This window comes from Caballeronia sp. AZ7_KS35, assembly GCF_023631045.1.
Taxonomy (GTDB): domain Bacteria; phylum Pseudomonadota; class Gammaproteobacteria; order Burkholderiales; family Burkholderiaceae; genus Caballeronia; species Caballeronia zhejiangensis.
In genome coordinates this window covers 439,956-452,954 of record NZ_JALQDV010000048.1, presented here as the reverse complement: position 1 = coordinate 452,954, position 12,999 = coordinate 439,956, and the positions used below count along the sequence as shown (strand labels likewise).

General features: G+C 61.3%; 14 protein-coding genes. 1 reads left to right on the top strand and 13 read right to left on the bottom strand.

Annotated elements, in window-relative coordinates:
- The 7 genes from tnpC to NCT05_RS31680 all read right to left on the bottom strand — a co-directional run.
- On the bottom strand, nucleotides 1–1,187 hold a 1,187-nt coding region (gene tnpC, locus NCT05_RS31710; RefSeq protein ID WP_250504005.1), incomplete at its 3' end, for an IS66 family transposase.
- Between the two features lie 90 nt (nucleotides 1,188–1,277).
- On the bottom strand, nucleotides 1,278–1,631 hold the full coding sequence (gene tnpB / locus NCT05_RS31705; protein WP_008344499.1) for an IS66 family insertion sequence element accessory protein TnpB: 354 nt from the start codon (nucleotides 1,629–1,631) through the stop codon (nucleotides 1,278–1,280).
- A complete protein-coding gene (tnpA, locus tag NCT05_RS31700; protein WP_250504004.1) occupies nucleotides 1,631–2,092 on the bottom strand; it encodes an IS66-like element accessory protein TnpA in 462 nt (153 codons plus the stop codon). Before tnpA ends, tnpB begins: the two co-directional genes overlap by 1 nt.
- 73 nt (nucleotides 2,093–2,165) lie before the next feature.
- The gene (locus tag NCT05_RS31695; RefSeq protein WP_250504003.1) at nucleotides 2,166–3,392 is read right to left on the bottom strand and encodes a pyridoxal phosphate-dependent aminotransferase; all 1,227 of its coding nucleotides are present in this window, start codon (nucleotides 3,390–3,392) and stop codon (nucleotides 2,166–2,168) included.
- Nucleotides 3,389–4,033, bottom strand: coding sequence for an RraA family protein (locus tag NCT05_RS31690; RefSeq protein WP_239295379.1), 645 nt, complete (start codon nucleotides 4,031–4,033; stop codon nucleotides 3,389–3,391). Before NCT05_RS31690 ends, NCT05_RS31695 begins: the two co-directional genes overlap by 4 nt.
- A 2-nt stretch (nucleotides 4,034–4,035) precedes the next feature.
- The gene (locus tag NCT05_RS31685) at nucleotides 4,036–4,716 is read right to left on the bottom strand and encodes an RraA family protein (RefSeq protein WP_250504002.1); all 681 of its coding nucleotides are present in this window, start codon (nucleotides 4,714–4,716) and stop codon (nucleotides 4,036–4,038) included.
- 29 nt (nucleotides 4,717–4,745) lie between these two features.
- Nucleotides 4,746–5,405, bottom strand: coding sequence for an RraA family protein (locus NCT05_RS31680; protein WP_250504001.1), 660 nt, complete (start codon nucleotides 5,403–5,405; stop codon nucleotides 4,746–4,748).
- Between the two features lie 142 nt (nucleotides 5,406–5,547).
- Between NCT05_RS31680 and NCT05_RS31675 the strand changes: the two genes are divergently transcribed.
- Entirely contained in the window at nucleotides 5,548–6,468 is a 921-nt protein-coding gene (locus NCT05_RS31675; RefSeq protein WP_250504000.1) for a LysR substrate-binding domain-containing protein, read from the top strand.
- A gap of 304 nt (nucleotides 6,469–6,772) precedes the next feature.
- Here the strand turns inward: NCT05_RS31675 and NCT05_RS31670 are convergent, their stop codons facing one another.
- From NCT05_RS31670 to NCT05_RS31645, 6 genes are all read right to left on the bottom strand, one after another.
- A complete protein-coding gene (locus tag NCT05_RS31670) occupies nucleotides 6,773–8,512 on the bottom strand; it encodes an ABC transporter substrate-binding protein (RefSeq protein ID WP_008346806.1) in 1,740 nt (579 codons plus the stop codon).
- A gap of 102 nt (nucleotides 8,513–8,614) precedes the next feature.
- Complete coding sequence (locus NCT05_RS31665; RefSeq protein WP_008346804.1) at nucleotides 8,615–8,896, bottom strand: DUF2160 domain-containing protein; 282 nt, start codon at nucleotides 8,894–8,896, stop codon at nucleotides 8,615–8,617.
- Nucleotides 8,896–9,708, bottom strand: coding sequence for a carbohydrate ABC transporter permease (locus NCT05_RS31660; RefSeq protein WP_008346802.1), 813 nt, complete (start codon nucleotides 9,706–9,708; stop codon nucleotides 8,896–8,898). Before NCT05_RS31660 ends, NCT05_RS31665 begins: the two co-directional genes overlap by 1 nt.
- Nucleotides 9,698–10,591: a carbohydrate ABC transporter permease gene (locus tag NCT05_RS31655; RefSeq protein ID WP_008346800.1), complete on the bottom strand. Its 894-nt coding sequence runs from the start codon at nucleotides 10,589–10,591 to the stop codon at nucleotides 9,698–9,700. Before NCT05_RS31655 ends, NCT05_RS31660 begins: the two co-directional genes overlap by 11 nt.
- Entirely contained in the window at nucleotides 10,588–11,712 is a 1,125-nt protein-coding gene (locus NCT05_RS31650) for an ABC transporter ATP-binding protein (RefSeq protein ID WP_250441488.1), read from the bottom strand. The genes NCT05_RS31655 and NCT05_RS31650 overlap by 4 nt, the downstream gene beginning before the upstream one ends.
- On the bottom strand, nucleotides 11,699–12,790 hold the full coding sequence (locus NCT05_RS31645; RefSeq protein ID WP_250437321.1) for an ABC transporter ATP-binding protein: 1,092 nt from the start codon (nucleotides 12,788–12,790) through the stop codon (nucleotides 11,699–11,701). The genes NCT05_RS31650 and NCT05_RS31645 overlap by 14 nt, the downstream gene beginning before the upstream one ends.
- Between the last annotated feature and the right edge of the window lie 209 nt (nucleotides 12,791–12,999).

Here is a 12,999-nt window from a genome sequence, read left to right as displayed (position 1 = left end):
TGGCCGGCGGGCAGATCGCCTTTGGCCAGTGCCTCAACGCGGTATAGGGCCTGGAAGTACTCAAGCGCCTTCGCCACGCGAGCGTTCGGCATCTTCTGCTTGCCAGAGTCCGTCTTTTTCGTAGCCGCTTTGTCCGCCTTGACGAACAGCCTGCGCGCGTGCGCCATGCATCCGAAGTGCGTTGCCTTTTTGAGCGTGCGCCAGGCACTGTAGCCGTCGCTCATCAGCATGCCGCTGTAGTCGCCCAGAAACTTCTTCGGATGCTCCTGACCGCGTCCCGGCTGATACTCGAACAACACCACGGGCTCAGCGCAGTCCTGCGCGCTGCGGTAGCACCACATGTAACTCTTGCTCGACGCGGACTTGCCGGGCTCTTTGAGTACCTGCACGGTTGTTTCATCACCGTGGATCAGCGGTTGCGACAGCAACGTTTTTTGCAGCGCGTCGTACAGGCGGCCGTAGTGCAGTTCGCTGGGGCGAATGACCCAATGGGCGAGCGTGCCGCGACTCACCGGAATCTGCCAGCGTGCGAGCGCCTCCTGCATCCGGTACAACGGCATGCCGTCGACGTACTTCGCGGTCGCGACCGTCGCGATCACCGATGCGTCCGCATGGCTGCCCGGGATTGGCTGAACCGGCATCGGCGCAAGCACGACCGGAGTATGTTCGGCGTGCCGCTCGCAATGCCGACAGGCCCATTTGGAACGTATGTTTTTACGGACCGTCCATTTGACCTCGACGTGCAGCTGTTCGCTGACGTCCTCGCCGATGCGATGCATCAGATTGCCGCAACAGGGACAGCCGCGCTGGTCTTCCGGCAGATCGTATTCGATTGGTTCACGCGTCAGGTAGGCGGGCAATGGCTTGCGTCCGGCCTTGCGTCGTTCAGGCTGGCTGGCCGGGGGCAATCCGGTGACGGGCAGCGCGGGCTGGGCTCCCTCATCGTCCTCGTCGCAGGGTTCGGTCCGTGCCATCTGCTCGGCTTCATCAAACACGCGATCCTTGCGTTTTTCGCTTTTCGGTGCGTAACGCTCGGCCTGCAGCAGGCGGACCTGTTCCTCAAGTTGCTCTACGCGCTGGTTCAGTTCGTCGATGTGTTTCGCGTCGTCGGCTACACGCGCCTCGAGGGCGTGGATATAGCCCTGAACGCCCGTAGGTACGTGCTTGAGGTCGGGTGCATTCTTCATGCGCTCCAGGGTAGCGAAGCGCGGCGCGTCGTAGGTTTACCTAAATTCGTAAAAGGCGCACCTCCCGTTGTTTACGTGCAACGCACCGGGCTAGCTGGCGTGCTGGTAATGGCGCACAGGATGACGGCAAAGCGCGTCGATGTCGATACCATCGAGCAGCCAGTGAAGCTGCTGGGTCGTCAGTTCGATCACCTCCTGATGTCGTCGCGGCCACACGAAACGGTCTTCCTCAAGCCGACGCAGCAGCAGCCAGAATCCGGTGCGATCGTACAGCAGGAGCTTGATGCGATCGCATTTGCGGTTGTGGAACGCATACACGGCGTGGGCGAGCGGGTCCATCTGCATCGAGTCCTCAACCAGGGCGGCAAGGGTATTGATGCCACAACGGAAGTCGATCGGCTCGCGGTAGAGGTAGACCCTCAGGTCATCGGCGAAGCGCAGCATCAGCGACTCCTCAACGCGTCGATCATTGCTGTGAGCAGCGCCGTATCCTGTTGGCCACATTCAAGTTCAAGACTCACCCCGTTGGGCAACTGCGCCACCAGGCGTGAGGGCAACGGCGTGCGGTGCGAGGGCCGCATTGCTTCGCGTCGCGTTGAGGCTGGCAAGGCTTCGGACGTCGCCGCCCCGGAAGGCGCGAGCTCTACGACCGGTACGAACGCCGGCACGCGGACGTCAAGAGGCTTCTCCGTGCGGCGGCACTCTGGTCCGCGCTCGCGCTGGACCCATTTGCGCAACTGGTTGGCGTTCACGCCAGCCTTGAGGGCCAGCCCGGACACAGACGCGCCTGGTCTTCGGCACGCCTCGATCAGCCGGCGCTTGTCCTCTGGATCAAAGCAGCGCCGGCCGCCTTCATCGATATGCGTGACTTTGAGAGGAAGGAAATCAAGATCGTCTGGGGTCATGTTTGCGTCCGCAAGTTGTAGTTGCGGACACAAGCTTGACCCTCCTCAGGTGGGTTCGCCAGATGCGGAGGAATTACCGCTTACAGTTTGTCAGTGTCCGGCAGAAGTCCCGAATGGCTGTACACGCGCGCAAGAGCGACTCGTCATCGAGCGCATACGCAATGCGGAAGTAAGGTCCGTGACCGAATGCACTCCCATGCACGGTCGCAACGCCCATCTCGTCGAGCAGCGCGTTGACCACGGCTTCGTCGCTATCCAGACGGACTCCCGACGGCGTGGTCTTGCCGATCAGGCCTTTGCAGGATGCGAACACGTAGAACGCGCCTTGCGGCACTGCGCAGTGCAAGCCAGGAGCGCGGTTGATCTGGTCGACTACCAGATCGCGCCGGCGCTGGAATGCCACGCGCGAATGCTCGATGGAGTTCTGCGGCCCTGTCAGTGCGGCTAACGCCGCGTATTGCGAAATCGTCGACGCTCCGGACGTCTGCTGGCCCTGCAACTTCTCCATCGCTTCGATAAGCCATCCGGGGCCGGTGCCAAAGCCGATGCGCCAGCCCGTCATCGCGTACGCCTTCGACACACCGTTCATCGTCAGGACACGCTCGTGCAACCGGGGCTCGACCTGGGCAATAGTGAAGAATTCGAGGTTGTCAAAAATCAGATGCTCATAGATGTCGTCGGACAGTACCAGCACCTGCGGATGCGCGAGCAGCACTTCGGCCAGCGCCTGCAGTTCGGCGCGGCTGTAGACCGCGCCGGTCGGATTCGACGGCGAGTTCAGGATCAGCCAGCGCGTGCGCGGCGTGATCGCGGCCTGCAATGCATCGGCCGTGAGTTTGAAGCCGCTGTCGGCCTCGCACGAAACGAGCACGGACTGCGCGCCGCACAGTTGCACGATTTCCGGGTAGCTCACCCAGTACGGCGCCGGTACGATGACTTCATCGCCTTCGTTAAGCGTCGCGGCCAGCGCATTGAAGATTACCTGCTTGCCGCCGCTGCAGACGAGCGTATGGCGCCAGTCGACGTCGAGACCGTTTTCGCGCTGGAACTTAGTGGCAATCGCTTCGCGCAGCGCGCGCAGTCCAGCCACCTGCGTGTAACGCGTATGGCCCGCGCGGATTGCTGCGACGCCCGCGTCGCAAACATGCTCGGGCGTGTTGAAGTCTGGCTCGCCGGCGCTCAAAGAGATCACAGTAGCGCCGCTCGCCCGCCGTGCTGCGACGCGATCCATGACTTTGTAGGTCGCCGACGGGCGTGCAGCGGCAAGGAAACGATTCAGACCTTCAGTCGGCGCGGTCATTGCTGCTCCCTCCAGTTCGTGAGTCCCATCAATTCCAGCGTGCTGCGGCCTTCACGTAGCGCGTCCATCATCTTCGCTTCCTTGTCTGCACGAGCTTGCCCCTGCGACAGAGTCTCTCCAACGTGTGCAGCGGGGATCACGAGCACGCCGTCATCGTCCGCGACAACCAGATCGCCAGCCGCCACGGGTGTTCCCGCGATGTTGATCGGCTGCCCGACCGATGGCGAACTCGCCTTGACCGTGCCGCGCATGCAGACGCCGCGAGTGAACACCGGGAAGCGTCGCGCGGTCAGAGCCGCGACGTCACGAACACCGCCATCGATAACCAGACCGACGACGCCGGCTGCTTCCGCCGCGACCGTCAGCACCTCGCCCCAGTAGCCGGCAACAAAGCCCCCGGTCGATATGACAAGCACGCTGCCGCGCGGTACTCTCTCCATTGCGATATGGATCGAGAGGTTGTCGCCGGGCGAGCATTCGAGCGGATACGCCGCACCCGCGACCGACGCGCCAGGCCACGCCGTGCGGATGGCCGGATCGACTGCACTTGTGGAAAGACCTGATGCTTCGAATAGCGTGGACGTACCCAGTCTGCGGGCTTGCTCCAGCAGAGGCTGATCGTAGGATTGAACGATGGTCATGGTTAGCCTTTGGTTTGCAGCGTGTGATAGCCGAGTGCGGCACGCGCATCGCCCAACGACTTGCCATGGGCTATCTGTTTGCGGATGTGCGATTCGACTTCCTCTATCTCGCGGGCGATCTGCGCGACTTCGCGTGCGCGGCCGCGCGGTACGATGACAACGCCATTCGCGTCAGCCACTACAATGTCACGCGACGCGACGCGAGCTGTGCCAATCCCGATCGGCAAGTTCACCGACTCGACCTGCACGCGGTCCTTGCCGGTGCGCATGAAGCGGCCTGCCGTGAACAGCGGATAGTTGTCGCCGAGCGCCTTGTTGACATCGCGGCAGACGCCCGCGATTACCGTGCCCGCGATGCCGCGCAGCCCCGCGTACTGGGTCATGATGTCGCCCCAGACCGTGCAGTCCGTGCGGCCGTCGTTGTCGAGCACGATGACATCGCCTTCCGCCACGTCGTCGATGAAGTCGCCGACCGTGCCGGGCGGATTGCTTGCGGGTACGTATTTGACAGTGTATGCAGGCCCCACCACGGCCTTCGCATAGTTCGCCAGCGGCATGATGCCGAGCGCCTGACCATGCAGACCGAGCTTGTCCATGGCATCGGAAACGCCTGGAGTATCCAGTCCAGCGAAAAGCGCGACCAGTTCCTGATCTTCTGCGCCCGCCTTCTTCGGGTTCGTCATTTCAGAAATTCCACAAAAACGATGTCTGATCACCGCACAGCGATGGCTTCGAATTCCTTGTTGTGCATGACTTCGGCAACCGGGCGGCCAGCGCGCACGGCCGCCACCATGCCATCCTGGCGGCTTGCGATACGCTCGCCAAGATCCAGCACTTCCTCGATGCGAGCAGCCGCAACGAATACGGTGCCGCAGCGGTCGGCGAGCACGTAGTCATCTTCGCTTACGGTGACGCCCGCCATCTGGACAGGCTTACCCGAATCAATCTGGATCACGCGGTTGCGCGCGCTGATCATCGTCACGCCGCGACCGAAAACGGGATAGCCGATCGACTCACTGCCGTCGATGTCGCGGCTCAGGCCGTCGATGACAGATCCGCGGACCTGCTTTGCGGTGGCGGCATTGGCCAGGATGTCGCCCCAGCAGGAGACGCCCTCAGCTCCGCCGGCGATTACCAGTACGCGGTCGTCCGTGATCACGGCGTCGATGACCGGCGAAATCAGATGCACGGTCGGCTTGGCATCGGCTTTCGGTCCGAGCTGGATGGTGCTCGCCCGACCGACGATCTTAGGGCAATTCCACAACGGACGCAGTCCGTACGTCGCACCGGGCAGACCGAGAAAGTCCAGTGCGTCGGAAACCGTGTTGGTGTCCAGCGCCGCGAGGCGATCAAGAATGGATTTCGGGTTCATCGAGGTGGTTCCTTAGGGAAGTGTGGCAATCCTCGCGCTGTAAAGTTGATATGTAAATTTCGTATTTCGTATCTCAGTGATACTGTTTGCAGAACAGGCACAATGGGAGATTCACTTCGCTTCCCTTAGACAACGAACTAGCATGAGCAATACGATCGATTTCAGGCTGATCAGGCAGTTATGGATGTTTCTCGCCGTCGCGGAGGAGCAGCATTATGGGCGGGCGGCAAAACGGCTAAACATGTCGCAGCCGCCGCTGACGGAGCAGATCAAGGTTCTTGAGCAGTCGCTTAAACTGCAGCTTTTTTATCGATCGCGTCAAGGCACGCAGTTGAGCCCCGCGGGCGCGGCGATATTGCCCGCCGTCCGGCAATTCGCGGAGCAGGTGGAACGACTGGAACGCGTAGTCCGTGAAGTAGCTGCCGGCCAGTCCGGCGTGCTGCACGTCGGTGCTATCACTTCCGCCATGCTGGAAACGGTGCCACCCGTGCTGGAAGCGCTCAAGCGCGCTCACCCGCATCTGACCGTCTTCGTTCGCGAAATCGATAGCGTCGATGCCATCCCCGCACTGGAAGCGGGCGAGATCGACTTGGCATTTGTCCGTGTCGATGGCGAGGTGGGAAACGGAATCGCCACCCTGCCGCTAGCTGAGGACAGGCTGGCTGTAGCGCTTCCGAGGGATCATCCGCTGGCCGCCTTGTCCAGGGTGCGATTGCAGTCGCTGGCGAATGAACAACTTGTGATGTCCTCCCGACAAGTCAGCCCGGTCTACTTCGACCTGCTGACGTCGGTCTGCCGTTCACATGGATTGACCCCACACGTCACTCGTGAGGTGCGCTCGGTCACCTCGCAGATCGCATATGTCGGGTGCGGGCAGGGCGTAGCGCTGGTACCAGCGACCATGCGAAAGCTGGCACCAGAGAATGTCGTGGTGAGGCCTCTTAAAGAGAAGGTCATGGTCGTAACCGCAGCTTTGGTATGGAATACCGAACGTCACCATCCGATGGTCGACGAAGTCGTTTCATGGCTGGCAAAAGGAGTGACGCGGTCCTTAGGACACTGACGCAGATATGAACTCAGGGGACGCGAATGGCAGTTGGTCGGATGACCGCTTAGCCCCTCTCAAGCCGCCATTGAAGCGGCGTCGTCAGGAACGGCTGGTTCGGGTTGGCTTCAGCCCTTCGGACCACGGTCGTAGCAGAACAACGAGGCGGTATTCCGCGAATTTCGGCTGATGGTCATCAAGGGCCGTCAGAGATTGCATCCGCATCGAATCGTCGCTGCCGCTTCCAGCCCCACCGCGCCCGTCCAGCAACCCACAAAAAAGGCGGCACAACCAAGTGCCGCCAATCCAAAAACCAAAACCCCTACCGCACCTTACCCGCCTTCCACGCCGACAGCAGTTGCTCATACTTCACCGTTTCCCCCTTCGGCTTCTCATTGGCAAGCGCCTTCCACGGCGCGTGCTGGTCGGACAGCCACTTCGACGGATCGCTCTGCGCATTCAGCTCCGGCGCGCAAACCTTCATCCCCGCCCGCTGCAAACGGGACAACACCTGGTCCATTTCCTTCGCCAGGTTATCCATCGCAGCCTGCGGCGTCTTCTCACCGGCGACAGCAGTGCCGACGTTCTTCCACCAGAGTTGCGCCATCTTCGGATAGTCGGGCACGTTGTTGCCGGTCGGCGTCCACGCGACGCGCGCCGGGCTGCGATAGAACTCGATCAAGCCGCCGTATTTATCCGCGTTCTTCGTGAAGTAGTCGCTATGAATGTCGGAGTCGCGAATGAACGTGAGGCCGACAATCGACTTCTTGAGCGACACGCTCTTCGACGTCACGAACTGCGCGTATAGCCACGCGGCAGCGCGCTGATTCGGCGGCGTCGACTTGAAGAAGGTCCATGAGCCGACGTCCTGATACCCGTTTTGCATGCCCTCCTTCCAGTAGGCGCCGTGCGGGGAGGGCGCCATGCGCCACTTCGGCGTGCCATCCGCATTCGTGACGTTGCCCGGCTTGAGCATCGACGCCGTGAACGCGGTGTACCAGAACACCTGTTGCGCGATGCGTCCCTGCGCGGGCACCGGGCCCGCTTCGCTGAAGGTCATGCCCGACGCTTCCGGTGGCGCATATTTCTTGAGCCAGTCGATGTATTTGGTCGTCGCGTAGACCGCTGCCGGGCTATTAGTGCCGCCGCCGCGCGATACCGACGCGCCTACCGGATGACAGCCATCAGGCGTCACGCGGATGCCCCATTCGTCGACGGGCATGCCGTTCGGAATGCCCTTGTCGGCTTCGCCCGCCATGGAAAGCCACGCGTCCGTGAAGCGCCAGCCGAGCGACGGGTCTTTCTTGCCGTAATCCATATGGCCGTAGACCTTTTCTCCGTCGATGGTTTTCACGTCGTTCGTAAAGAACTCGGCGATGTCTTCATACGCGGACCAGTTGACCGGCACGCCGAGTTCGTAGCCATATTTCGCCTTGAACTTGTCCTGCAAGTCCTTGCGTGCGAACCAGTCCGCGCGGAACCAGTAAAGGTTCGCGAACTGCTGGTCGGGAAGCTGATAGAGCTTCTTGTCCGGCGCGGTCGTGAAGCTCGTGCCGATGAAGTCTTTCAGGTCAAGACCAGGGTTCGTGTATTCCTTACCTTCGCCCGCCATGTAATCGGATAGCGGAACGATCACGCCATAGCGATAGTGCGTGCCGATCAGGTCCGAGTCCGAAATCCAGCCGTCGTAAATGCTTTGGCCGGATTGCATCGAGGTCTGCAATTTCTCGACGACGTCCCCTTCCTGAATGATGTCGTGCTTCACCTGAATGCCGGTGATTTCGCTGAACGCTTTCGCTAGCGTTTTCGATTCGTAGGTGTGCGTGTCGATGGTTTCCGACACGACATGAATCTCTTTGACGCCCTGCGACTTGAGTTTCGCCGCGGTATCGATGAACCATTTCATCTCGTCCATCTGCTGCTGTTTCGACAGCGTGCTGGGTTGAAACTCGCTGTCCACCCATTTCTGCGCCTCGGGCGTTCCCGCCAGAGCCTGGTTCGCGAAGGCACCCGACACGATACTTGCCACTGCCAGCGCGACGATCCGTCTCCTCTGATGCATGGTCTTCTCCTGTGTCTTCCGTGCCCCTTCGATCTTGTCGGCGCCCGCTGGGGGCATCAGCGGAACCGGCAGTTGTCAGTCATCGCTGCATGCGTCGGCTTGCTAGCCTTTCCACATGATCGCGAGCAGCACCAGCACCGAGGCTATGAAGCCCGGCCACGAACTCGAGCCCTCCGCGCTGATCGCAAGCCACGCGAGATTCACATAAGCGGCAGTCAACAGGCCGATGAAAAGGCGATCGCCGCGAGTCGTCGCGATAGGCAGAAAACCCTTGCGTTCATGAGTCGGCGAGCACAGTTCCCATACCGTCATGCCGCCCAGCATCACGACGATGCAGCCGAAAAAAATCGCCACCTCGGGCGTCCAGTACATCCACGTGAACATCACACTCTCCCCATCGCGAAGCCCTTCGCGATGTAGTTGCGCACGAAGTAGATCACGAGCGCGCCGGGAACGATCGTCAGCACGCCCGCAGCCGACAGCACGCCCCAATCCATGCCGGCCGCCGACACGGTGCGCGTCATCACGGCAGCGATAGGTTTCGCGTTGACCGAAGTCAGCGTGCGCGCGAGCAGCAGTTCGACCCAGCTGAACATGAAGCAGAAGAAAGCCGTGACACCGACGCCCGACTTGATGAGCGGCAGAAAGATCTTCACGAAGAAGGCGGGAAACGTATAGCCGTCGATATACGCGGTTTCGTCGATCTCGCGCGAGACGCCCGACATGAAGCCTTCGAGAATCCATACGGCAAGCGGCACGTTGAAGAGCATGTGCGCGAGTGCGACGGCAATGTACGTGTCGGTCAGGCCGATGCTCGAATAGAGCTGGAAAAACGGCAGCAGGAACACGGCGGGCGGCGTCATGCGGTTGGTGAGCAGCCAGAAGAACATGTGCTTGTCGCCGAGAAAGCGATAACGCGAGAACGCATACGCGGCAGGCAGCGCGACCAGCACGGACATCACCGTGTTCATCAGCACGTAGATGATCGAATTGATGTAGCCCCAGTACCACGAGGGATCGGTGAAGATCACCTTGTAGTTGTCGAACGTGACGTGCTGCGGCAGCGTGGCGAACGTCGACATGGTCTCCTCGTTCGTGCGCAGGGAGATCGACAACATCCAGTAAAGCGGAATCAGCGCGAACAGCATATAGACGACGAGCACCAACGTCCGCATCCAGCGGCGCTTATCCTGCATGGTCGTCTCCTTGCGCAGCGGGGCCGCCTCTGCCGACGCGATTCATCCAGTTATAGAGAATGAAGCACAACAGCAGAATGATCAGGAAATAGATCAGCGAAAAAGCCGCGGCCGGGCCGAGGTCGAACTGGCCGACCGCTTTTTGCGTCAGGTACTGACTGAGGAAGGTCGTGGAATCGCCGGGTCCGCCGCCTGTCAGCACGAACGGCTCGGTGTAGATCATGAAGCTGTCCATGAAGCGCAGCAGCACGGCGATCATCAGCACGCCGCGCATCTTCGGCAACTCGATGTAGCGGAATACCGCAAAGCGGCTCGCGCCATCTATCTCCGCGGCCTGATAGAAGGCGTCCGGAATCGCGCGCAAGCCCGCATAGCACAGCAGCGCGACGAGCGGCGTCCAGTGCCAGATGTCCATCACCAGCACCGTGAGCCATGCGGCGGTGGGACTCGCCGTGTAGTTGTAGTCGAAGCCGAGACTATTGAGCCAGTAGCCGAGCAGTCCGATATCGGGGCGCCCGAAGATTTGCCAGATCGTGCCCACCACGTTCCATGGAATCAGCAACGGCATGGCGAGCACGACGAGCGTCGCCGATGCGCGCCATCCCGAAGCCGGCATCGACAGTGCGAGGCCCACGCCCAATGGAATCTCGAACAGCAAAACGCACGCAGAGAAAATGACCTGTCTGCCGAGTGCCTGGCGCAAATCCGGATCGGTCATGGTGTTGCGAAACCACTCCGTACCGACGAACACATGCTGCGTCGGGCCGATGATGTCCTGCACCGAATAGTTGACCACGGTCATCAGCGGCAGGATCGCGGAGAACGCGACGCAGATGAACACCGGAACGACCAGCAACCACGCTTTCTGATTGACGGGCTTCATCGCGCGGCCTCTTCGGAGATGCGTGTTTCGATTCGTTCGTCGTTGCAGAAGAATACGGTCTCAGGCGCAACCAGATGCAGCCAGGCAGGTCCGTCGACAATCCGTACATGCGGTTCGAGCCTCGCATTGAACACATGGCCGTCGCATTGCGCGGACACCAGTTGATAGTTGCCGAGTTGCTGTGCGCGAAGCACCCGCGCGTTGAGCGCACCCGCTCCGCCTTCATGCGAAAGCCGTACGAATTCCGGGCGAATCCCCAGCTTGAGCGCGCCGTTTGTCTGCTGATGCGCGGCCCGTAGCGTCGCGAGCGTGCCCGCGTCGAGCGGCAGGCGCTGCGAGCCGATTTTTGCGCCGTCTGCGTCGAGCTCGATCGGACAGAGATTCATGCCCGGACTGCCGATGAAATAGCCGACAAAAGCGTGATCCGGCCGCAGAAAAAGCGCATCGGCTCCGCCTTTCTGAACGACGCGGCCATTCGTCATGACCACGACTTCATCCGCGAAAGTCAGCGCTTCTACCTGATCGTGCGTCACATAGATAAGCGTGAGCTTGAGTTGCTGATGGATCTTCTTCAACTGCCGGCGCAGCATCCACTTCATCGCGGGATCGATCACGGTGAGCGGTTCGTCGAAGAGAATCGCCGCCACGTCCTTGCGCACGAGGCCGCGCCCGAGCGATATTTTCTGCTTGGCGTCGGCGGCCAGATTGCTCGCCTTGAGCGGCAGGTCGCGCGTCATATCGAGGATTTCCGCGACTTCGTGCACGCGCTTCGTGACCTCGGCGGTCGACATCATCCGATTGCGCAGCGGAAACGCGAGGTTGTCGAACACGGTCATCGTGTCGTAGACCACGGGGAACTGGAACACTTGCGCGATGTTGCGCTCGCGTGCGCCGAGCGCAGTCACGTCGCGTCCGTCGAACAGCACCTTTCCCTCCGACGGCTTGACGAGCCCCGACACGATATTCAGCAGCGTGGTCTTGCCGCAACCCGATGGCCCGAGCAACGCGTAAGCGCCGCCGTCATCCCAGACCATGCTCATGGGTTGAAGCGCGTAGTCGTCGAGCGTCGCGGGGGCCGGTCCGTACGCGTGCCCGAGATTCTGGAACTCAATGCACGCCATGAGCTGCCTCCGGGCTGGACACCAGTTGGGTATCCGCGCCGAACACGAACAGTTCGTCAGGGTCGATGAACACATCGAGCTGCGTGCCGAGCTCGATCTGATGCACGCCCTGCAATTGCGCAACCAGGTCGACCGCGCCGGTCAGCGTGCGCAAGTGCAGATATGTTTCCGAGCCGCTCAGTTCAGCGAGTTCGAGCCGGCACGCAACGGCGATCGCATGAGCGGCCTTCGCCTCGAGACGCACGTGCCCCGGCCGGATGCCGATGCGGCATGCGCCGTTCGCGGCGAGACCGTGCCGGACCGGAACCTCGACGCCGATCGGCAGACGCGCGCGGCCGTTGCCGCAGTCGCTCGTCAGCATGTTCATCGGCGGGTCGTTGAAGACGGCTGCGGCCGCGACGTTGACCGGTGCGTTATAGACATCGAGCGTGGGACCGAACTGCAGAACCCGGCCTTTATCGACGATTGCCGTATGGCCGCCCAGCAGCAGCGCTTCGAGCGGTTCGGTGGTCGCGTAGACGACCGTCGTCTTGCCGTCGGCGAAAAGCGTGGCCAGTTCGAGGCGCAATTCCTCGCGCAGCTTGTAATCGAGATTGACGAGCGGTTCGTCGAGCAGCACCAGCGACGTGCGCTTCACGAGTGCACGCGCGAGCGCGCAGCGCTGCTGCTGTCCGCCCGACAGTTCGCCTGGCCGCCGCTCCAGCAAATGGTCGATATGCAGTCGGGCCGCGACTTCGTGCACGCGCCGGCGGATTTCGGCAGGGTCGGTTTTTTGCAGACGCAAAGGCGAGGCGATGTTCTCGAACACCGTCATCGCGGGGTAGTTGATGAACTGCTGATAGACCATCGCGAGATTGCGCTGGCGCACGCTGACGCCTGTCACGTTCTGGCCGTCGACGAGCACCCGGCCGTCGTTCGGCCTGTCGAGACCCGCCATCACGCGCATCAGCGTGGTTTTGCCGGCCTGCGTGGGTCCGAGAAGCACGTTGATGGCGCCTGGGACAAGGCGCAAATCCACGCCGTACAGATACGGCTGCCCGCCAGAAACGACACTGACCCGCTCCAGTTCAAGGACCAAATCGCTCTCCTCTCGGCATGCACGACGCCAGCCGCAGAGCTGGCGCTTCAGAATGACGTCAATTGGGTTGCGCTTCGATTACATGCAGCAGCCAGAATGTCCATTTTGTTGGTTTGCGTTTAAATCGGGGTAAACCTTACGACAGGATGAAATCCGGAAATCGGCTGCGGGCTGGGGGCGATCGGCATGAGATACGTTGAAATAGAGCA

What these genes read in the sequence shown, in the direction of transcription:
- NCT05_RS31665 (WP_008346804.1), bottom strand. Translation starts at nt 8,896, where the DNA reads ATGTTCACGTGGATGTACTGGACGCCCGAGGTGGCGATTTTTTTCGGC.
- tnpB (WP_008344499.1), bottom strand. Translation starts at nt 1,631, where the DNA reads ATGCTGCGCTTCGCCGATGACCTGAGGGTCTACCTCTACCGCGAGCCG.
- tnpA (WP_250504004.1), bottom strand. Translation starts at nt 2,092, where the DNA reads ATGACCCCAGACGATCTTGATTTCCTTCCTCTCAAAGTCACGCATATC.
- NCT05_RS31660 (WP_008346802.1), bottom strand. Translation starts at nt 9,708, where the DNA reads ATGCAGGATAAGCGCCGCTGGATGCGGACGTTGGTGCTCGTCGTCTAT.
- NCT05_RS31685 (WP_250504002.1), bottom strand. Translation starts at nt 4,716, where the DNA reads ATGACGAACCCGAAGAAGGCGGGCGCAGAAGATCAGGAACTGGTCGCG.
- NCT05_RS31670 (WP_008346806.1), bottom strand. Translation starts at nt 8,512, where the DNA reads ATGCATCAGAGGAGACGGATCGTCGCGCTGGCAGTGGCAAGTATCGTG.
- NCT05_RS31695 (WP_250504003.1), bottom strand. Translation starts at nt 3,392, where the DNA reads ATGACCGCGCCGACTGAAGGTCTGAATCGTTTCCTTGCCGCTGCACGC.
- NCT05_RS31680 (WP_250504001.1), bottom strand. Translation starts at nt 5,405, where the DNA reads ATGAACCCGAAATCCATTCTTGATCGCCTCGCGGCGCTGGACACCAAC.
- NCT05_RS31650 (WP_250441488.1), bottom strand. Translation starts at nt 11,712, where the DNA reads ATGGCGTGCATTGAGTTCCAGAATCTCGGGCACGCGTACGGACCGGCC.
- NCT05_RS31675 (WP_250504000.1), top strand. Translation starts at nt 5,548, where the DNA reads ATGAGCAATACGATCGATTTCAGGCTGATCAGGCAGTTATGGATGTTT.
- NCT05_RS31655 (WP_008346800.1), bottom strand. Translation starts at nt 10,591, where the DNA reads ATGAAGCCCGTCAATCAGAAAGCGTGGTTGCTGGTCGTTCCGGTGTTC.
- NCT05_RS31690 (WP_239295379.1), bottom strand. Translation starts at nt 4,033, where the DNA reads ATGACCATCGTTCAATCCTACGATCAGCCTCTGCTGGAGCAAGCCCGC.